The following is a 20,222-nucleotide window of genomic DNA, read 5'->3' as shown; positions in this document are numbered from 1 at the left end:
GGGGATATGGGCCGGTTTCACGAATTTGCAGTAGATTTATGTCTAAGTCCGACAGGCCCCTAGGATAACTACAAGATTACCGGGATGATTTTGGTGTAGCGCTCCGTTCACTGGGCGGATCCGGATGGTGGTGATGGCAACAGGTATTTTATGGGCATTTGCGGTATCTCTTTGAACTCACTTGAGATATGGTGTAAGAGTTTTTATTTTGGATAATTTATCAGTCGAAATGGCGGCATGAATACAATTCTGGGCATAGACATATCACCGCTATCGGTGAACGTGGTTGTTGTCGGGCAACGCTTCAACCGGCGTTGGATCGAGGGGTGCCGATCAATCCCTCATACCGGCGGGAATACTATTGCTGCAGCTCTGGCGGAGGCGGTGTCTAGTGTTGAGGGCTCCGATTTGTCCGCGATTAGCGCTTTGTCGGCGCGTGATATCTCCTTTCACTCACTCACCATGCCCTTTAGCAGCATCGCCAAGATCCGGCAGGTGATTGCTTACGAGCTTGAGCCGAGACTGCTTGTTCCGCTCGATGAAGTTCAGTTTGACCTGTGCTCGGTCAGTCGAGATTCAGATCAATCAACGATTATGGCGGTTGTTGCGTCCCGCAATGTACTTGATTATTTTCTGGGCAGACTGCAGGATACTGGCCTTGACCTCCTTGTCGTTGATGTTCGTAATCATGCCCTGGCATTGCAGATTATCCCCTGCTGTCGAGGACACGAGACCATTGTACTGCTGGATATTGAAGAGAGCGTTCTTACCATCTGTCATCAGGGAGTGGTGTTGCTGCATCGTCCTTTGCCGCAGAGAGGACCTGCCGCTGTCTGCGATCTGGCCTTACTGCGTGGGGTAGTGACTACTCTCCATGCCTGTGGAGTTGAAAATGGGCTTGATCTTCGCCCGACACGGGTTTTTCTGACTGGGGTAGTGGGTGATGAGGGGCAATTGGTTGAGACCATCGCCGATCAGTTCTCTGCTGAGGTTGTCGTCCTTGATCTGGCAGCTGAGTTGAGTGTCGGTTGTCGCCCTGAGGCCGAGAGCCAATGGCGTCCGCAGGTCATGAATACCGCGCTGGCTCTGGCCCTGCGTGGAGTCAAGGGGCAGAATGGCTTTAATTTCTTAAGTGGCGACTATCTGCCTGCGAGGTCCACTCTTCCCTATGCCAAGGAGCTTCGCAAGGGTATCGTGTGGGTGAGCCTGATCATTGCGCTTCTGGTGCTGCAACAGGGATTGACGTATCGGGATTTGACCCGGCGCTATCATGATCTTGATCTGCAGACGAGACAGATCTTTCAGCGGGTCTTTCCCTCATCGCCGCTTAAAGTTGACCCGCTGTTACAGATGCAGGCCAAGATGAAAGAGGTGCAGCAGACCAAGGGTAGCGGTATCAATGTGAGCGGGGTAACGGTTCTTGACCTCTTGACTGAAATCTCTGCCCGGACATCCCTTTCCTGGAAGGTGCAGTTTGTTGCCTTGATCGTCGATGCTGAAACGATTCAGATCAAAGGGGTTACCGATAATTTTAATACTGTCGACGCCTTAAAGCAGGAGCTGGCGGGTTCTGCTAATTTCAAGGACGTGATTATCAGTTCCGCGACCCTTGACCGTCAAAACAGTGTCGCCTTTGAATTGCGGATGCAGAAGGCCTTGTGATGATAACAACACTTATGCGATACCGATCATGAAAAAGATCAAGCTTGCGGGCAGAGACAGGAAGATTCTGATCGCCGTGCTCCTGGGCGGGGCTCTGCTGCTGATCCTTTCAGGAGGGGTCATTCCTTTTCTGGAGAGCAAGGAGCGGTTGCGAAGAGGTGTTGCTGCCAAAGAGACGGCTATTCCCCAGATGCTTCAACTCGAAGCTCAATATCAAACTGCAAATCACGCAGTGTCCAATGTCGAACAGCGTCTTGCCCTACAGCCCAAGGGATTTGCCCTCTTTCCCTTTCTGGAGGAGAAGTCGGGTGAGGCCGGGGTTGCAGACAAGATTAAATACATGAAACCGATGACTTCGGCTATTGCCGGCAGTGAGTTTTCGGAGTCGTTGGTTGAGATGAAACTTGAAGGCATTTCCTTGGAGCAGATGCTTGGCTATCTGGCCAAGATCGAGGTGCCGGAACAGTTGGTCGGCATCAAGCGGATCTCCATCCAGCAGGACGGTAAAGCCGAGCCATTGCTGGATGTTGTCGTTCAGGTCGTATCGGTCAGTAAATGAAAGTGAGCGTGGAGACATCAGCGGGTTGGTCGGCACGATCATTTGTCAAGGCGATGGTCTATGGCCTCTATTTTCTGGCGGCAACAGCATTCTTTGTTTGGCTTCGTCTGCCTGAAGCTACCCTGAAAGAGGCGATTGAGAGGGCATTGCATGAACAGGCGCCTCAATTTGCCTGGCGCGTCGCTACAGTCTCGGTGCAATTGCCTGTTACAGGAATCTTTACCGGGATTGAGGTCTTTTCGTCAAGAGAACACGAACCTCCGGCTGTGGTGATTGACCGATTGTCGGTGACCCCACGGTTCATGTCGTTGCTCACAGGGAGTTATGTTGTTGACTATACGGCGAATCTTTTGCAGGGGGAGGTTCTAGGATCGGTCAGCCTGTCGGAAGGGTCGGCTGCTGTTGTTACTGTGACGGGTGACCATAGGGACATGAAGCTGTCCTCGGGACCTCGACCTATGATTCTATTGGGACGGGAGGTGAGTGGCACGGTCAGTGGTAGTTTCCGCTATCAAGGTCGTACTGACCGGTTAGAGGGAGAAGGTGAAATCTCCATGGCCCTGCTCTCCGGCGGTGTCAGTTTGACCCAGCCGTTATTCGGTATGACCCAGGTTGATATTGATCAATCTCAGTTTGAGCTGGTTTTGCAGGGGACTGAGCTAACCATTGCCAAGGGTAGTTTCCGGAGCAAGGATTTTATGGGTGAGGTGTTGGGGACGGTTAGTCTCGCCACTGTGTTGCCTGAAAGCAGTTTGAATCTTGAGGGGTGGTGTGAACTGTTCCCATCATTTTTTGTCAATCAGCGCCTCACTGGCGGGGTGCAGGACTTTGTGAAACAGCGCAGCAAGGAAGGGAAGATCCCCTTTTTGCTGAATGGTCTGGTTGCTGTGCCTCAGTTTAGCTTAAAATAATATGCAACTACCTTTACCTTGGCAACGACTCCTAAAGACTATTGATATCGTCGCGTTGACGATAGTCGCCTATTTGTGTGCCGGGCTCTGGTGGCAGATTGTGGAGTCACGACTTGCTCTTTCTCGGTCCGGGTTGGTTTCCGGTCTTGCTTCGGTTTTACCGGCTCAGTTTTCTTTTTCATCACCGACCCGGGATCTTGGGGTGATTCTGCAACGAGATCTCTTTAAAACCGGGAGTTTGTCCGCTTCATTCTCCGAGCAGGAACAGATCGACGCTTTGGCTGTTACCTCCTTAAATCTGCAGTTGTTAGGGACTGTGGCGGTAGCAGAGAATGATGACCGGGTTGAGCCGTGGGCAGTGATCCTCGATAAGTCATCAGGGCAGCAGAATGTTTACCGTCAGGGCGACACCGTCGCCCAGGCGACGATCAGGAAAATCCTGCGGGGCAAAGTTGTGTTGGGTGTTCAGGGGCGTGATGAGGTGCTGGCCATGGATGTGAATCCAGGAAAGGGCGCAGTGATCAGAGGAGACAGCAGTAGTGGCAATCGGATTGAGATTAACCGTCAGGAGCTGCAAGGGGCCATGGCAAATATGAGCAGCATTCTGTCTCAAGTTCAGGTTAAGCCGGTGACTGGAGATAATGGTGAGGCATCTGGTTTTGCCTTGGATCACATTGTCGGCGGATCTCTGTTTGACAAGATCGGACTGCAAAACGGTGATGTTATTCAAGGAGCTGACGGTAAGGCTGTGACCTCTCCCGAAGATGCCTTTGCTATCTATCAGGGCTTGAAGAATCAACCAAGCGTCTCGCTGACTATTATTCGCAACGGGAAGCCGGAGACGGTGAGTGTTCAAATTAGGTGATGGGATTTGGGGGGTGATGGGTTACGCTTTGCTCCACCCATCCTACGAGGCCAATTGTCAGTGATGTAGGATGGGTGGAGCAAAGCGTAACCCATCAATTATTCATTTCAAAAAAACCGATGCCATATGACCAACTATCGCCGCAACCGCGTGCCGGGTGGGACCTACTTCTTCACTGTAGCGATTGCCGACCGCCGTTGTGATCTGTTGGCCCGGCACGCCGAACACTTCAAGGCGGTATTTCGGGAGGAGCAGCAACGGGCATTTTTCATCAATCTGGCGCTGGCGCTGCTTCCTGATCATCTGCATGCGGTATGGCAGTTGCCCGAAGGTGACTCGGATTATTCGAGCCGTTGGCGTCGGATTAAGGCCGGATTCACACGTTTGTTTCCCTCAGGAGAACGGGTCTCTTCCAGTAGGGCGGCGCGTGGCGAGCGCGGGATCTGGCAGCGGCGATTCTGGGAACATACTATTCAAGATCAGGATGATTTGCAGCGGCACCTTGATTATGTCCATTGGAATCCGGTGAAACACGGGTTGGTGTCACAGGTGGTCGATTGGCCGCACTCGACCTTTCATGCCTATGTTGAACGGGGAATATATCCCGCAGATTGGGGTGGCAGGGATATTGGTGGTGATTTTGGGGAGTGATGGTGATGGGTTACGCTACGCTCCACCCATCCTACGGTGGTACGAAATATTGGTGATTGGTAGGATGGGTGAAGCAAAGCGTAACCCATCGGCTCAAACAAGGAGATCTGTACTATGTTGGTGTTGACCCGTTATTCCTTATTCTGGCTACTTAAGAGTGTTCTCCGGACACTTGTTGCCATGATCGTGCTGCTGATGCTGGCTGTTCCTTCACAAGCCGAGCAACCAAAGTCGGAGAGCCAGGATAAGATTACCATGGATTTTCATGATGCCGATATCACCATGGTAATCAAATTTATCAGTGAATTGATCGGTAAGAATATTATCATCGATAAGGCAGTTAAGGGCAATGTCACCATCATGTCGCCAACTCCGGTGAGTGTGGGCGAGGCCTATAAGGTGTTTGAATCGGTCTTGGATGTCCACGGTTTTGCTGCTGTTCGATCAGGAGATATCATCAAAATCGTGCCGGCGGTACAGGCTCATTCTATGGACGTTGAGACGCGGTTTTCACCGAGTGCGGACCATGATGATCGGATGGTCACTCAGGTTGTTCCTTTGCAGTATGCGGACCCGGAAGATCTGAAACGGGTCTTTTCGCCCCTGGTCTCGAAGAGTAGCATTATAGTAGCCTATTCGCCTACCAATACCTTGATCGTAACTGATGTGCTCTCCAATATTAATCGCCTGCTCGATATTGTGAAAATTATTGATGCCCCAGGCCTGGCTAAGCGGCTTGAGGTGCTGAGCCTTCGTCATGCCTCGGCGGGGCATCTGGTTAAGGTCCTTGGTCCGCTGTTTCAGTCTGTTGCCAGAGATCCGAAGTCCCAGGGGCCGTCGAGTCCAGTCAGTATCATGGCCGATGAACGCACCAACTCCCTCATGGTCCTGGCAACTAAAGAAGATATTGAAATGGTGAAGGAGATGGTTGCCACTCTCGACCAGGAGTTGCCTCGTGGCGAGGGCGACATTCATGTCTATTACTTGCAGAACGCCAAGGCCGAGGAGTTGGCTAAGGAGTTGACCTCACTGCCGGGAGATGCACCAGCCAAGGGTGACAAGATTGAGTCGCCCAGGGAGCCATCCTTGTCTTCGGATATCCGGATTCAGGCTGATATGGCGACTAACTCTCTGATCATTACGGCGAAAAAGGCGGATTATTTGGTCTTGGAAGATGTGATCAAGAAACTTGATATCCCCCGGAAGATGGTCTATATCGAGGCCCTGATCATGGAGGTCAACGTTAGCAAGGATCTGCGGATCGGGATGGAGACTAGGGGCGGGGCTGATTTTAATGATGGCAAGGCGGCGAGTTTTGGTGGTTTTGGTAGTCTCACCGATTACGCCAACTTGAACGGACTCACCACCAAGGGGCTGCCCGGTGGTTTTAGTCTCGGGGTGCTCGGTCGGGAGATCAGTATCAATGGTAAGAATTTTCTCAGTCTCGGGGCAGTGTTTCAGGCCTTGAAGAGTGATTCCGATGTTGAAATTATCTCAGCCCCGCAACTGCTGACCACCGATAATCATGAGGCTCAGATCAAGGTCGGTGAGAATGTTCCCTATCTCACCACGGAGGAGACCTCGATCAACGCGGCGACGACCGATCGAGTTTTTAATAATTACGAGTATCGCGACGTGGGGGTTACCATGAAGATCACCCCCCAGATCAACCAGGAGGGGGTGGTTCGGCTCAATCTGTTTCAGGAGGTGATTAAGCTCAAGTCCGGGTCGGAGACATATCGTCCGACCACCTTGAAGCGTTCCGCGGAGACCACGGTGATGGTCAGAGATAAAAATACCATAGTTATTGGTGGTATTATTGGTGAAGACACCGATAACGGGATCAGCAAGGTGCCCGGCTTGGGTGATGTGCCGATTGTAGGCTGGTTGTTTAAGGGAAAAAAACAGATCAGTAACAAGACTAATCTTTTTATCTTTATCACTCCGTATATTATCGAAAATCCCGCTGACGCCGAGAAAATCTTCAGGGAGCGAAGAGAGCACATGGATGGACTGTCGGAGAGTGGGGCCACTGGCTCCACTGATCTGACAAATAGGCGGATCTTGACACCGGGCTTGCGTTACAACTCAGCGAACGAGGGAGCCGGTTCCCCCGACCTGAGTGATGAGCAGCGACGATCCTGCCGGCGATTGACTGATCGTGGGTATCGGGCGATCAGGGACGGAGATTTTTATGCTGCCGAAAAATATATCAAGGATGCCCTGGCGCTGGCCCCGGAGGACCCTTTTGCCTTGATCAATATGGGGGTGATCCATGAGAGCCGGGGCGAGTGGCTGGATGCGGCAAAACGTTATGAGCAGGCCATTCCCAAAGGGAGAGGGGAGACCGCAGGTGTCTCTACCGAACAGGAGCTGCAGGGGCTAAGGTTATCGGAAATCGCTCGTCGCAATATGGAAAAACTTGAGGCTCGGTTGCCTGCTGACCCAAATCGGCAATCAGCCCCAGGGGCAGTGGTGTCATCGGGCAGCCAATGAGCATTGAACTGAACGGCATCGGTATGGAACGGATCGGTCCTATCCTTCAGGAAATCTGTTTGCTCTCTGCAGATGCCTTGGCTGCGGCGCGTGCCGTACAGCAGACTAAAGGGGGGCGTCTGGGTGAGATACTTAGAAGCCAGAACCAAATTACTGAGGTACAGCTGCTCACCGCCTTGGGACGACAGTTTGGCGCGGAGGTGGTGACGCACATTGATGCCTCCGATACGGTTGAACTGTGCCGCCAGATTCCGATCCAGTTTTTGAAGAAACACTCCATGGTCCCATTTCGGGTGGATGGAGAGTGTCGACTTGCCGTCAATGATCCGTTGAATTTTCAGGCTATGGATGACCTTGTCCGTTTTCTGGGTTGGCATGATTTCCGCTTCGTTCTTGCCCTCAAAGCGGTCATTGTCTCAGCGATCAATGCGGTGTACGAGGATCGGGGTGATGCTGCCGATCAGGTCATCCGGGACATGCGCGATGATGATACCGCACATATCCTTTCGGAGATCGAGGCGGCAAGTGATCTCCTGGAAGATACCAGTGACGCGCCCACGGTCAAGTTTGTCAATCTTATGCTTTCTCAGGCGGTGCGCTCCGGGGCCAGTGATGTTCATCTTGAGCCTTTCCAGCGGGATTTTAAGGTGAGATATCGCATTGACGGGATTCTCTACGATATGTTCTCTCCGCCCAAGCATATTCAGTCGGCCATTATCTCCCGGATCAAGATCATGGCCAATCTTGATATTGCTGAAAAACGGCTGCCCCAGGATGGCCGAATTGAAATCCGCATCGCCGATAAGAATGTCGATCTGCGGGTCTCCACCATTCCCATCTCCTTTGGTGAACGGGTGGTGCTCCGTCTGCTCGACAAGTCGACTGTGCTGCTGAAGCTTGTCAGTCTGGGGATGCCCCCGGACCTGCTTGGTCGTTTTAACTCCCTTATTCATCAATCGCATGGGATTGTGCTGGTGACCGGCCCGACCGGCAGCGGTAAGACGACTACTCTGTATGCTGCCTTGGCCACGATCAGCAAGCCGGATATTAATATCCTTACTATTGAAGATCCGGTTGAGTACCGCTTTGATGGCATTGGTCAGATGCAGGTCAATGTCAAGTCTGGCCTGACTTTTGCTCAAGGGTTGCGTTCTCTGGTGCGGCAGGACCCGGATGTCATCATGATCGGTGAGATCCGGGATCTTGAGACCGCAAAGATTGCCATCCAGTCTGCCCTTACCGGTCACCTGGTTTTTTCGACACTTCATACCAATGATTCCGCCAGCGCTGTCACCAGGTTGCACGATATGGGGATTGAGCCATTTTTGATCTCTTCTGCGGTAAACGCCATCCTTGCTCAGCGCCTGGTTCGGGTTCTCTGTCCGGTATGCAAGGAGCCATATACCCCGGAACAACAGGTCTTAGACAGCATTGGCATGATTGATTCGGAGACTGCTCCCATGCTCTATCGGGAAAAGGGGTGTCCTGCCTGTTTGCAGACGGGGTACAAGGGACGATGCGGGATTTATGAGCTGATGACCCTGGATGAGGAACTTAAGTCCTTGATTTTGACCACGGCAGACGCCAACGCCATTAAGCAGCGGGCCATGACTCAGGGGATGAGATCCCTGCTTCATGATGGCGGGCAGAAGGCCTTGGCTGGGATCACCACCATCGAAGAGGTTTTCCGGGTCACCCAGCAATAAGTTACAGGCCAAGCTCGGATCGTAGGTTGGGTGAGCGGAGCGTAACCCAACACGGAATGCGGCCACGAGTGTTGGGTTATACCCCTCAAGGGGGTACTGAGAAAAGCGCCCAAACAACGGCCTCACCCAATCTTGTATCGATCGAGAAATAGCTTAAAGCCATTCACCTGCCTACAGGGACCTTGGATTGCAAGTGTGGCCGCGGCACTATCTTGTCCGCTACGGTTTTTTTTGCTGGATTAATGGTATTCATGTAGAGTATATAATTTACTTGTTTATTGAGAAAGAGTGAAGAGGCCGTGTGATGTATGGCTATCGGCTCCATGTGAGGTCTGTCCATGCCAAGAATGTCTAACCAATCCGATTATTGCAGAAAAAACATCCCCTTGACCATGATCGTAATACATACCCCCCGCCTTTGCCGAAACACCTCTTTGTTACAGCACGGTGTTGGGTTCCTGGGTCTGGCTTTTCTCTTTTGTTTGATTCCGGCGCTGGCAGGGGCCAACGATCCGGTGGTCGAGATGCCTCCGATGCCGGGACAAGTGTATCAACCCCAAGGTCAGTCGACACCGGGTGAATTGCCCGCCTCTTTGCCGCCTGAATTACAGCAGCTTGATGAACGAATTAACCAGGAAACCGCAGTTCTGGCAGCAGAGGAGACGCCTCCCATTGCCGATGCCGTGCAGAGCGCAGCGCCGGACCATGGTGGTGTGACCCAAGCCGAAACCTCTCAATCAACGGACCTGAAAGATAAAGCCCAATGGCCCAAAGCAGGACTGCTTGCCGTGGCAGTAGTTTGTGTCGCCGCCGGAGTATTATTGCTCCGCAAGCGCAACAGGTAGCAACAAGGGTGTGCAACATCTTTTTGTTGCGCACGCGGTGCGGATGGTGTCAGCTGGGGCGGGAGCCGCAGAGGAGATGAATCGAAAATCGCTGAGCGCTGGTGAAATCAGGGGACTGAACAAAGAAAGGCGATCAATAACGACTGACGGTGTCAGCCTTGCCGATCAATATCGATAACGAAATAATATCAATGGAGGAAACGATGAGAAAGAAAATTTCTGCAGTACTGTGTGCCAGTGTGATGATGGGGATGATTTACAGCGGGACTGTGTCTGCTGCTACACAATGCGCTTCATGGCCTGTTGATAGTCCCCCGGCAGCAGGAGCACCAGCTGCCCCTGCAAATGTTCAGGTAACTGCAGGAACTGGACAGATAACGGTAACATGGAGTGCTGTTGGCGCAGCTGATAACTATGGTGTCTTTTATACGGATTGTGCAAGTGCCCCAAAGAAGGCCACTGTTTTTGCCCCAGATACGTCTAAAACAATTACTGGTCTTGCTAATGGTACCTATCAGGTACGTTTGGCGGCTGTAGACATTGATAGTGTGAGTAGTCCAAAAACAGATGTGGTAGAGGTTGCTGTCGGCATTGTTACTACCACCACTACAACCAAGGCCCCGACGACCACCACGACCAAGGCCCCGACGACCACCACGACCAAGGCCCCGACGACCACCACGACCAAGGCCCCGACGACCACTACAACCAAGGCCCCGACAACCACTACAACCAAGGCTCCGACTACCACCACGACTAAGGCCCCGACGACTACCACTACCACGACAACTACCACCACCACGACCACTACCACCTTGGCGCCATTGGCCAACTGTGCCACCTTGGCTGATTACAAGACCAAAGGTAAGGGTATGGATGTCAATAGCGATGGTCAAGTCAACGCCTTGGATGCGGCTTTGATTGTCCGTTATCTCAAGAACTGCCCACAGTAAGGTCATTAACCCAGAACAGATGGAGGAATCGATGAAGAAAATAATTAATGTTCTTCTCCTGGGTATGTTGATGGCCCCTGTTGCAGCCCTAGCGGCAGATGTGACAGTGACTATCGATGACCTGGCGAATAAGAATCTCAACGATACGGTGACCATTCCGGTGAATGTTACGGGATTCACCGACTTTACGGCCGGTCGTCTTACTTTGAATACCGGCAAGGTCTGTCTTGAAAATATTGCGGTGCAAGCAGGTGCAGGAACGCTTTATCCGGATGGTTTGGCTGATTGGAGCGCTGAGACCGAGACCAAGAAAACCGACGCTATCATGGCTTGGACCTCGTCCAATAACGCCGCAGTTGATTATGGTCAGGTCGGCAATAAGACCAAGATCTATTTTTATGCCCCAGGTTCATTAACCGACAACGGCGCGTCAGGTCCCAACGGCATACTTTTCAATATTACCGCCAAACTGTGCGCGGCAACCGGTGATAACATCACTATCGGCGGTTCACTGTACACTCATGCCCAGCATACCGAACAAACTGCCGCACCTGTTACGGACCATGCGGCAGTAACCATAACTGGCGATACCACCTATGTGACGCCGAAACCGGCGGAGAATATTGCTGTCGGTGAAAAGGTGACTGGAGATGTTGTGCTGCCCGGAACTGGTAAGACGGTGAATGAGGTGGTCATGGCCCCTGTTCCCGCGGCTGGCAAACCTAAAGTGGAGGTCGTAATTCCGCCCGGCACCACCATTACCAAACAGGATGGGACTCCGGCCGATGGGTTGTTGATCAAGGCCCCGACCGCTACCGTAGCAAGCGCCGAAGAAAAGGCGGCCTTCCCCAAGACCTGGAAGGACGATACCACCTTGGTGAAAATCGATTTAGGGGCAGCTGGAACTCAAATCAATTTCAGTAAACCTGTAGTCTTTACGCTCGAATTTGTTCGTGACTCAGGTAAAGACAATTTCAAGGTGTATTATGTGCCTGATACCGGAAGCCCGGAGCTTGCGGGTATCGACGGTACCAGTGGTGGAAAAACTTATGCCAAAGGTGGCACGGTCCTCTCAACAACTAAAGATACCCCTGTTGCCGGGAAGACCACCTACCAAGTTGGCTTGCTCCTGGATCATATGTCCACCTTTGTCGCGGGAACGACATTGTCTACTACTACCACTACCTCTGATGGCAGCAGCGGTTGCTTCATCGCCACCGCCGCCTTCGGTTCGCCTTTAGAATCCCAGGTCAAGACCCTTCGCGATTTCCGCGATCAGTACCTGCTGACCAATGCCCCAGGTAAGGCCTTTGTCCAAACCTACTATAATGTTTCACCGCCGATGGCCGATTTTATCGCCAAGCATGACAGCTTGCGGGCTATGACCCGTGGCGCGTTGCTGCCGCTGGTCGGGGTCAGCAGTTTGATGCTGTATACCGGTATGGGGTGGACTGGGCTGGGGATCTGCATTGTCGGGCTTGCCGGATTGATGCTGACTGGCTCTCGGATTATTCGTCGGGCAACCAAGGAGTAACCAGAATCCTTATCTCGGGCAACGGTCTTTGTCGTCTACGGAGATGATTAACTGAAAATCCTACCAGGCTGACACTGAGGCTTCGTTGACGCTTGACGATTGCCAGCAAAAAGGGCATTCTCCAAAGAAAATTATGGAGGGTGCCCTTTTTTTATCGTTACTTTCGATCTCCTGACTTTTTCCTGGTACGCTAATGCTGTATGGAGCCATTCGTAAAGAACTGATCTTGTATCTGGTGGTAGGGGTCACGGGCTTGGCCCTCGATGCCTTAAGTTTTTACTGCTTTCGGACCTTGGGTTGGGGGCTTGCGCTTGCCAACATCACCGCACGACACATCGGGGCGGTGTATACTTTTTGGGTCAACCGTGCTGTAACCTTTTCCCGCTCAGGTGGAGGCGCTCTATCCTTAGGTCGTGAGGCGGCGCTGTATCTCTTCTTGCTCTATGCATCAATGGCCGTGTCAACTTTTCTGTTGTGGGCTCTCATCGAAACCTTATCGCTCAGCGAGCATTTTCTGTTCCAGACGATGGGAAAGATCGGGGTTGATGGCTGTTGCGCCCTGGCGAATTTTGCGGTGTGCAAGTGGGTAATTTTTACCCCACATATGTCGACTAAATCGGGGTAATCGAAATAGAAAATAGCCTGGATTCGTATAATAAGTGCATAAGTAAGGGACTCGGAAATTACCAATTTACCTGGATCGCGCCCGGATCTGGGTCAGATTTGGTTGCACCGATTGAACAAAACCGCAGGCGTAGCAGCGCTACGTCGAGGATTTTGTGATTGAGGTGCGACCAAAGATGGCCCAAAGCCGGGATGCGTTATGGTAAAATTGGTAATTTTCGAGTCCCTAAGTGAAATGTAGATTATCTTCGGTTCAGGGGGCATGATCGACTACAATGAGGTTTTATGACCAAGACACAGGGTAAAGTGAGCGTGGTGGCTCCGATGTTTAACGAGGGGCAGGTCCTGGCGCTTTTCGCGGAGAAGGTGCATGAGGCGTTGTTGTCAGTATCCGTAGATTATGAGCTGATATTTGTCGATGATGGAAGCCGTGATGACACCAGTGAGCGTATCCGAGAACTTGCTGCTGTTGATCCGCGAATTGTGGGGATATGTTTTTCACGGAATTTTGGCAAGGAGGCGGCGATTGTGGCTGGCCTTCGTCATGCCACCGGCAGCGCTGTAGTGGTGATGGACGGCGATGGCCAGCATCCCCCCGCCATTCTGCCTGAGATGATCGCTCTCTGGCGGCAGGGGGGTGTGGAGGTTGTCGCAGCCATTAAACAGGGGCGTGTTAGTGATCCATGGCATGTTCGTCTGCGCGCGAGTCTTTTTAATCGGATGATGCTGGCGGCGACCGGTCTTGATTTGGAAGGGGGCTCTGATTTTCAGCTGCTCGACCGGACAGCTGTGGATGCCGTGCTTGCCCTGGGAGAACGCGGGCGATTTTTTCGAGGAATGGCTCAATGGGTCGGCTTTAAGCGTCAGACTATTCATTTTAACGTAGCAGAACGTTTGGCCGGCACAGGGCGATGGTCAATACGGCAGTTGGTGCGGCTGGCGCTTACTGCCATTATTTCATTTACTGCACGGCCCTTGACTTGGATTATGGGCATTGGTGCGCTAGGTGTTGCTATTGCCCTCTTACTCGGGGGGCAGGCTCTATTCTCCTGGTTTACAGGAAAGGCGGTGAGCGGGTGGACTTCGTTAACCATTTTGATTCTTTTTTTTGGTTCTGCAAATCTGTTTGCCGTGGGAGTGGTCGGCGAGTACTTGGGGCAGGTGTATCAGGAGGTTAAACAGCGCCCTCTGTATCTGGTCCGTGAGGTTATCATGGGCGGGAAAAGATAAATGTAGCAGAGGGCAGACGATGAAGAGCACTGGTATTAATGCAGCAGAAGAGGGGCAGGCGCTTTGCCGAGTGGCTATGTGGTTTCTTGCGGCAATGATAGCAACATATACTCTTGTTTTTGGATATTTGACCTGGTCGCAACAGGCTAATTTTGGCACCTTTGGTTATGATATGGGGATATACGATCAGGGGATATGGCTCCTCTCCCGGTTTAAGACTCCCTTTCTTACTGTTCGTGGCCTTAATTATTTCGGGCATCATGTCAATTTAATCACACTCCTCTTTGTTCCTTTCTACTGGCTGGGCGCAGGCCCTAAATTTCTCTACCTGGCGCAGACGGTTGTGCTTGGGCTTGGCGCGCTTCCTCTGTGGTTGCTGGCCAAGGATCGTCTTGGTGGTCCTTGGGTTGCTTTGGTTCCTGCCGGAGCATTTCTGCTGTATCCTTCCCTTGAGTGGATCAATTGGTGGCATTTTCATCCTGACGCCTTGATTATCACACCACTGATTTTTGCCTGGTGGCTGGCGAGCCGAAGGTCGTGGAAATGGTTTGCCGTCGCTGTGGGGGGTTGTTTGGCTTCCAAAGAGGATGCCGCTTTGGCCCTATTGGTGATGGGTGGGTTAATATTTGCTCAAGGCTGGTGGATGAGACGGCAAGGGCCTGAGCCGTCTGGTGGCAGCGGTGTGATGACAGCGGGCCTACTCACCATGAGTGTTTCGGTGATGTGGTGGCTTTTGTGCACTAAACTCATTATTCCATCTGCCAACGATGGCCAAGGCCCATTTTACGGTAACTTGTTTCCTGGATTTGGGTCAAGCGTCATTGAAGTAGTCTCCGGGATCATTAGGAATCCAGTTGTGTTGTGGGAGGCGGGTACACGTGCTGATTGCCTTATCTACTATTTGAAACTCTTTGCGCCAGTCGCGGGCCTTTGTCTGTTGTCCCCGGTCACCTTGATCGGACTGCCGCAACTGTTGGTCAATGTCATCTCAGCTCATGGCTATACCCATGATATTAAATATCACTATTCGGCGATTATCACCGCTGCGGTTTTCTTGGGAACAGTGGAAGCTCTGTCGCGGCTGTCGAAAAGGAAGATATGGGTGATTCCGGGGGTAGTAGTCTTGCTCTGTGCTGCTGTGTGGTTCAACCGTGAGTGGTCCCCTTCGCCATTTGGGAAATCTTTTCGAACCGGTATCTGGGCCTCTCCTCATGACAAACATCCGGCGGTGCGTGCCGCTTTAGCATTAGTGCCATCAGATGCTCGTGTTACGGCGACATACTATATTGTCCCGCATCTCTCCCAGCGTCAGGGGATCTATGAGTTTCCTAATCCTTTCATTACGGCCAATTGGGGGATAGATGGTGAAAATCCCGGAAACCCTGAAGATATTAACTTTTTGGTCCTGGATACCACGCTGAATGGGGATAAGAAGGATTTATATGACCAGCTTATTGCTCCGAACGGTCCTTTTGAGATTGTTTTCAGTTTGGATGGAATTGTGGTCGCCCACAGACGCAGTGTTTTTTGATGTCACAAAGATGATGGCGTCACAAAAAGCCCGATCTACTGCGTTGCAGCGCACTTTTGCTCATTCGGCACACCATATGTGTGGCCTCATTCGCAAAAGCACACTGCGCCTTGTATATCGGCCCTTTTGCTTAGCCATCCCGTGACTTTTTGCGAGACCATCAACAATTGATGTCTATCAATATAATAAACTACAAGACGCAAACGAACCTATCGTTGGCCGAAAAATCAAGGAACTGTGTCGACAATCCAGTGAGTTAGAACAAAAATCTAGGAGTATTTATAAATGATTCGTGATTTTGATATGATCAAACAGGTCTATGCCGGAATGAAGGCGCGTCAGTCTGCGGCACGCCTGATTTTTGGTCGCCCGTTGACCCTTGCCGAAAAAATTCTGGTGTCACACTTGGCCTCTGAACTCACAGAAGCTCCGATTCGACACAAGACCTATGTCATGCTGAATCCTGACCGCGTAGCAATGCAAGATGCCACTGCCCAGATGGCCCTTCTCCAATTTATGCAGTCCGGTCGAAAAAAAGTGGCAGTACCATCAACTGTTCATTGCGACCACCTGATCTCCGCCCGCAACGGTGGGACTGAGGATCTGGCCGCTGCCGAAGAGACAAACCACGAAGTCTATGCCTTTCTACGATCAGTTGCCAACAAATACGGCATTGGCTTCTGGGGACCGGGCAGCGGCATTATCCACCAGATTATCATTGAAAATTACGCCTTCCCGGGCGGACTGCTGATTGGCACCGACTCCCACACTCCGAACGCCGGCGGCTTAGGAATGCTGTCAATTGGTGTGGGCGGCGCTGATGCGGTGGATGTCATGGCTGGCATGGAATGGGAACTCTCCTGGCCAGGCCTGATTGGTGTTCGTCTCACCGGAAAACTGCATGGGTGGGCATCACCAAAAGACATCATCTTGCGATTACTGGATATTCTGACCGTAAAAGGTGGAACCGGCAAGATCTTCGAATACTTTGGTCCAGGAGTCCAATCGCTCTCGTGCACCGGCAAGGCAACAATCACCAACATGGGAGCTGAGTTAGGCGCCACCAATTCCGTCTTCCCATTTGACGAGGCTATGGCCGACTACCTCAAGGCAACCGGTCGCACAGACCTTGCAGACCTTGCCATGAGTCACCGTTCTGAGTTGACCTCCGATCCTGAAGTTGAGGCAAACCCAGGAGACTACTACGACAAAATTATCGAAATTGACCTCGACACCCTCGAGCCTTATGTGGTCGGGCCATTCTCCCCGGACTTAGCTCGGCCCGTTTCTCAACTCCAAAGCGAATCAACAGAAAAAGGGTACCCCGCCGAACTTAAAGTCGGTCTAATTGGCAGCTGCACCAACTCCTCCTATGAAGACATCGGTCGGGCTGCCAATGTTGCCCGCCAAGCCCTGGCAAACGGCATAAAAGCCAAGAGCAAATTCTTCATCAGCCCCGGCTCTGAGCAGGTAAGAGCGACAGTTGAGCGAGACGGCCTTCTTGATCCATTACGCCAGATCGGCGGCGTCGTTTTGGCCAACGCCTGTGGCCCCTGTATCGGGCAATGGCAACGCCAGGATTTCACCGCACGTGAAAAAAATTCAATAATCACCTCGTTTAACCGGAACTTTAAAGGCCGTGCCGATGGCAACCCTGAAACCCTCGCCTTCATCGGCAGCCCGGAAATCGTCACAGCTATGGTCATTGCCGGGCAACTCACTTTTGATCCCAATCGTGACACCATTAACGGCATAACCCTAGCCCCACCGACAGCCGATGCCCTACCCGCTCAGGGCTTCACCTCAGGGACCCCTAATTATGAAGAGCCTGCTACCGATGGAAGTACCCTACCAGTTGTTGTAGCGCCTGACAGTCAACGTCTTCAGCTCTTGGCCCCATTCCCTGCCTGGAATGGCAAAGATTTTAGTGACATGCTTGTGCTATTAAAGGCCGTTGGCAAGTGCACGACAGATCACATCTCGCCAGCCGGCCCTTGGTTAAAATTCCGTGGTCATTTGGACAACATTTCAGACAATATGTTTATTGGCGCAAGCAACGCCTTTGCCAATGGCGCGGGCAAGGGAATTAATATCCTAACCGGTGAAACCGATTTAGGTTTAGCCGAAATAGCCAGAGATTATAAAGCCAAAAACAACGCCTGGCTTGCTATCGGCGACGAGAACTATGGCGAAGGATCCAGCCGTGAGCATGCCGCAATGGAACCTCGCTATCTCGGAATGCTTGCCGTCATTGCTCGCAGCTTTGCCCGTATCCATGAGACCAATCTTAAAAAACAGGGAATTCTCCCCATGACTTTTACCAACACTGCTGACTATGATCGAATCAAAGCCGAAGACAGAGTAGCTATCAGCGGTCTTGTTGATCTCGCGCCGGGCAGTTCCCTGACCGTGACCGTAACCCACAAGAACGGGGCACAAGAGAGCTTTCCTGTTCAGCATTCGATGTCTGCTCAACAAATTCAATGGTTCAAGGCTGGCTCAGCCCTTAATATGATTTCCGCAAGCCAGCAATAACCAATGAGAGAATCGCTTTTTGCCATAGTCCTCGCTGCAGGCAAGGGAACACGAATGAAATCCGACCTGCCCAAGGTGCTTCATCCTGTTTTTTTTGCACCGATGGTTTGTCACGTGCTTGAGACCATTGGTCACTTAAACCCCGTCGAAACCGTGGTCATTACCGGACATCAAGCCGAAAAAGTGGAAAAAGCCCTTGAGGATTTCCCTGTACGCTTTGCCCGGCAAAACGTACAAATGGGCACTGGGCACGCCGTTTTGATGGCAGAAGAATCTTTTAAAGATATGACAGGGACCGTTATCATCCTCTGCGGTGACACCCCACTGATCAAAGATACTACCCTACGCGCCATGGTAGCTGGTCATCACTCTCAGCAAAGTACACTGTCGGTGATGACCACCATCGTCGACGACCCTGCCAACTACGGGCGGATTGTAACTGATGGGCAAAACAGCATCAAGTGTATTGTTGAGGAGAAGGATGCATCTCCAAGTGAACGTCAGATTCGCGAAGTTAACGCTGGAATTTATTGTGTTGATCTTTCCTTTCTGTTTTCCGCTCTCCGACAAGTAGGGACCGACAACAAGCAGGGAGAGATCTATCTTACCGATATTGTTGGAATCGCAAGAAAAGAAGGACATGAGGTAGGCCATTTTGTATGCGCCGATCCTTTAGAAATCACCGGAGTCAACTCCCGGGTGGAACTTGCACAAGCAAACGTAATCATGCAACAGCGGCGTAACCAGGAGTTGATGCTGGCTGGAGTAACCATGATCCACCCTGATTCTATCTTCGTGGAAAAATCTGTAACTATCGGTCAGGATACTGAGATCCATTCCCACTGCTTGCTGGAAGGATCGACAGTTATCGGAAAAGAGTGCCACCTTGGCCCGTTCTGCCACCTGAACAATTGTCAGGTACAAGACCGTGCTATCGTCAATTCATTTGCAAAGTTAAGCGATCAAGTGATCGCTTGTGAGTAACACCACATTATACAAACATCGAATCTCCCTGTCGCTAAAGCATGGGAAGAAAAAGGAGATCAAGCAATGGAAGGGATTAATTTAGAAAAACTGGAAGCTGTTGTAGAGAAGATGCTTAACAACATCAATGAACTAAAGAGAGATAAGGCTACCTTAGAAGCTCAGGTTGAAGCAAGAAATGCCACGATCTCTGACCTGGAGGAAAAAATCAGCTCCATGACATTCACTCAGGAAGAGGTCAGCAGTCGGGTAACCAACCTTCTAAGCTCCATCGAAGACTGGGAACGTACGACAGAAAACGACTCCCAGGATATCCACGAAGAAGAACATATCGAAAAGAATGATGGCGGACTTTTCAGCATTGGCGAGTAAAGTTTCTGAAATTGTTATAAACATTCAGCAGCACCGCATCTGCTTTGTCATCGGCCTGGTTTGCATACCATATGTATAGCGTACAGACCTCTTTCGCGCATCTGCAGCACTGTGAACGTTTACAAATAATGAGACCAAGTGAAACTAACCATCCTGAATAGAAACTTTACATGCAGACTCAGACACGGATCTGGATAGGCTCTGGTGAAAACACCTTGCCACAGCTTCTATATTCTGGTAACAAAAAAACAATAGGTGCTTTTTTTTGGAACGACTGGTCAAATTTGAGATTTTCGGGCAGGAGTATCCACTTCATACCGATGCCCCGGAAGAAGATGTCCGCGAGATTCTTGATCTAGTTAAATCTCAAATGGAGTTGCATGCCAAATCGGCCAAGATACTTCCTGTTAAAATTGCTGTACTGGTGACACTGAACATGGCCGCAAAATATGTACGTCTCAAACGCGATCATGAACGGCTCAAACAGAAAGAAAATAATGCCATCAGCCAATTGATATCTCAAATTGAACGTTGTATTAAATAAAGATGGAGAATACATACCTTTCCATCTAAAAGGTTTTTTCCCCTGCCTTGTTTGTGATCACCAGATGTTTCCGAGCCGATTCTTCGTCTGAGGGCGCCTCCACTGTTTCAGGAAAGGAATCTCCTTGCGAAATTCCTCGAACGGGGCACGAGTACTGCCCACCTAACTATAGTTAGGTTCGGATGAACTGGAGCACGGCATAGGCGGGGGATTTTTCAAT

General features: G+C 51.3%; 17 protein-coding genes and 1 other RNA gene. All 18 read left to right on the top strand.

Annotated features, from left to right (window positions below; translation table 11 throughout):
- The first annotated feature begins 237 nt into the window (after positions 1-237).
- Complete coding sequence (locus tag FP815_11525) at positions 238-1,662, top strand: hypothetical protein (protein ID MBA3015562.1); 1,425 nt, start codon at positions 238-240, stop codon at positions 1,660-1,662.
- A gap of 28 nt (positions 1,663-1,690) precedes the next feature.
- Entirely contained in the window at positions 1,691-2,221 is a 531-nt protein-coding gene (locus FP815_11520; protein ID MBA3015561.1) for a hypothetical protein, read from the top strand.
- Positions 2,218-3,132: a type II secretion system protein GspN gene (gene gspN, locus FP815_11515; protein MBA3015560.1), complete on the top strand. Its 915-nt coding sequence runs from the start codon at positions 2,218-2,220 to the stop codon at positions 3,130-3,132. The genes FP815_11520 and gspN overlap by 4 nt, the downstream gene beginning before the upstream one ends.
- Position 3,133: 1 nt before the next feature.
- Positions 3,134-3,997 carry a PDZ domain-containing protein gene (locus FP815_11510; GenBank protein MBA3015559.1) on the top strand — a complete coding sequence of 288 codons (864 nt, stop codon included), beginning with the start codon at positions 3,134-3,136 and terminating at the stop codon, positions 3,995-3,997.
- 126 nt (positions 3,998-4,123) lie between these two features.
- Entirely contained in the window at positions 4,124-4,648 is a 525-nt protein-coding gene (locus FP815_11505) for a transposase (protein MBA3015558.1), read from the top strand.
- Between the two features lie 114 nt (positions 4,649-4,762).
- Positions 4,763-7,144, top strand: coding sequence for a type II secretion system protein GspD (gspD, locus tag FP815_11500; protein ID MBA3015557.1), 2,382 nt, complete (start codon positions 4,763-4,765; stop codon positions 7,142-7,144).
- Between the two features lie 23 nt (positions 7,145-7,167).
- The gene (gene gspE, locus FP815_11495) at positions 7,168-8,850 is read left to right on the top strand and encodes a type II secretion system protein GspE (protein MBA3015556.1); all 1,683 of its coding nucleotides are present in this window, start codon (positions 7,168-7,170) and stop codon (positions 8,848-8,850) included.
- Between the two features lie 338 nt (positions 8,851-9,188).
- Positions 9,189-9,695 carry a hypothetical protein gene (locus FP815_11490; GenBank protein MBA3015555.1) on the top strand — a complete coding sequence of 169 codons (507 nt, stop codon included), beginning with the start codon at positions 9,189-9,191 and terminating at the stop codon, positions 9,693-9,695.
- Between the two features lie 203 nt (positions 9,696-9,898).
- On the top strand, positions 9,899-10,648 hold the full coding sequence (locus FP815_11485) for a hypothetical protein (protein ID MBA3015554.1): 750 nt from the start codon (positions 9,899-9,901) through the stop codon (positions 10,646-10,648).
- Positions 10,649-10,679: 31 nt separating this feature from the next.
- The gene (locus FP815_11480) at positions 10,680-12,182 is read left to right on the top strand and encodes a hypothetical protein (GenBank protein ID MBA3015553.1); all 1,503 of its coding nucleotides are present in this window, start codon (positions 10,680-10,682) and stop codon (positions 12,180-12,182) included.
- Between the two features lie 193 nt (positions 12,183-12,375).
- Entirely contained in the window at positions 12,376-12,807 is a 432-nt protein-coding gene (locus tag FP815_11475; protein ID MBA3015552.1) for a GtrA family protein, read from the top strand.
- A gap of 284 nt (positions 12,808-13,091) precedes the next feature.
- Positions 13,092-14,036: a glycosyltransferase family 2 protein gene (locus FP815_11470; protein ID MBA3015551.1), complete on the top strand. Its 945-nt coding sequence runs from the start codon at positions 13,092-13,094 to the stop codon at positions 14,034-14,036.
- 19 nt (positions 14,037-14,055) lie between these two features.
- Positions 14,056-15,567 (top strand): DUF2079 domain-containing protein, encoded by a 1,512-nt coding sequence (locus tag FP815_11465; GenBank protein ID MBA3015550.1) that lies wholly within the window; start codon positions 14,056-14,058, stop codon positions 15,565-15,567.
- A gap of 285 nt (positions 15,568-15,852) precedes the next feature.
- The gene (locus FP815_11460) at positions 15,853-18,102 is read left to right on the top strand and encodes an aconitate hydratase (GenBank protein MBA3015549.1); all 2,250 of its coding nucleotides are present in this window, start codon (positions 15,853-15,855) and stop codon (positions 18,100-18,102) included.
- 3 nt (positions 18,103-18,105) lie between these two features.
- Positions 18,106-19,086, top strand: a complete 981-nt coding sequence (locus FP815_11455; GenBank protein ID MBA3015548.1) for a bifunctional N-acetylglucosamine-1-phosphate uridyltransferase/glucosamine-1-phosphate acetyltransferase — start codon at positions 18,106-18,108, stop codon at positions 19,084-19,086.
- A 66-nt stretch (positions 19,087-19,152) separates the two neighbouring features.
- Positions 19,153-19,458 carry a cell division protein ZapB gene (gene zapB / locus FP815_11450; protein ID MBA3015547.1) on the top strand — a complete coding sequence of 102 codons (306 nt, stop codon included), beginning with the start codon at positions 19,153-19,155 and terminating at the stop codon, positions 19,456-19,458.
- A gap of 265 nt (positions 19,459-19,723) precedes the next feature.
- Positions 19,724-20,002 (top strand): cell division protein ZapA, encoded by a 279-nt coding sequence (locus FP815_11445; protein MBA3015546.1) that lies wholly within the window; start codon positions 19,724-19,726, stop codon positions 20,000-20,002.
- A gap of 36 nt (positions 20,003-20,038) precedes the next feature.
- Positions 20,039-20,216: non-coding RNA, 6S RNA (gene ssrS / locus FP815_11440), on the top strand.
- Positions 20,217-20,222: the final 6 nt, after the last annotated feature.

The sequence above is a fragment of the Desulfobulbaceae bacterium genome, from assembly GCA_013792005.1.
Classification (GTDB): domain Bacteria; phylum Desulfobacterota; class Desulfobulbia; order Desulfobulbales; family VMSU01; genus VMSU01.
The sequence above is the reverse complement of the archived record's forward strand: the minus strand, read 5'-3'. Positions and strand labels throughout refer to the sequence as shown.

What these genes read in the sequence shown, in the direction of transcription:
- FP815_11525 (MBA3015562.1), top strand. Translation starts at nt 238, where the DNA reads ATGAATACAATTCTGGGCATAGACATATCACCGCTATCGGTGAACGTG.
- FP815_11520 (MBA3015561.1), top strand. Translation starts at nt 1,691, where the DNA reads ATGAAAAAGATCAAGCTTGCGGGCAGAGACAGGAAGATTCTGATCGCC.
- gspN (MBA3015560.1), top strand. Translation starts at nt 2,218, where the DNA reads ATGAAAGTGAGCGTGGAGACATCAGCGGGTTGGTCGGCACGATCATTT.
- FP815_11510 (MBA3015559.1), top strand. Translation starts at nt 3,134, where the DNA reads ATGCAACTACCTTTACCTTGGCAACGACTCCTAAAGACTATTGATATC.
- FP815_11505 (MBA3015558.1), top strand. Translation starts at nt 4,124, where the DNA reads ATGACCAACTATCGCCGCAACCGCGTGCCGGGTGGGACCTACTTCTTC.
- gspD (MBA3015557.1), top strand. Translation starts at nt 4,763, where the DNA reads ATGTTGGTGTTGACCCGTTATTCCTTATTCTGGCTACTTAAGAGTGTT.
- gspE (MBA3015556.1), top strand. Translation starts at nt 7,168, where the DNA reads ATGGAACGGATCGGTCCTATCCTTCAGGAAATCTGTTTGCTCTCTGCA.
- FP815_11490 (MBA3015555.1), top strand. Translation starts at nt 9,189, where the DNA reads ATGCCAAGAATGTCTAACCAATCCGATTATTGCAGAAAAAACATCCCC.
- FP815_11485 (MBA3015554.1), top strand. Translation starts at nt 9,899, where the DNA reads ATGAGAAAGAAAATTTCTGCAGTACTGTGTGCCAGTGTGATGATGGGG.
- FP815_11480 (MBA3015553.1), top strand. Translation starts at nt 10,680, where the DNA reads ATGAAGAAAATAATTAATGTTCTTCTCCTGGGTATGTTGATGGCCCCT.
- FP815_11475 (MBA3015552.1), top strand. Translation starts at nt 12,376, where the DNA reads ATGCTGTATGGAGCCATTCGTAAAGAACTGATCTTGTATCTGGTGGTA.
- FP815_11470 (MBA3015551.1), top strand. Translation starts at nt 13,092, where the DNA reads ATGACCAAGACACAGGGTAAAGTGAGCGTGGTGGCTCCGATGTTTAAC.
- FP815_11465 (MBA3015550.1), top strand. Translation starts at nt 14,056, where the DNA reads ATGAAGAGCACTGGTATTAATGCAGCAGAAGAGGGGCAGGCGCTTTGC.
- FP815_11460 (MBA3015549.1), top strand. Translation starts at nt 15,853, where the DNA reads ATGATTCGTGATTTTGATATGATCAAACAGGTCTATGCCGGAATGAAG.
- FP815_11455 (MBA3015548.1), top strand. Translation starts at nt 18,106, where the DNA reads ATGAGAGAATCGCTTTTTGCCATAGTCCTCGCTGCAGGCAAGGGAACA.
- zapB (MBA3015547.1), top strand. Translation starts at nt 19,153, where the DNA reads ATGGAAGGGATTAATTTAGAAAAACTGGAAGCTGTTGTAGAGAAGATG.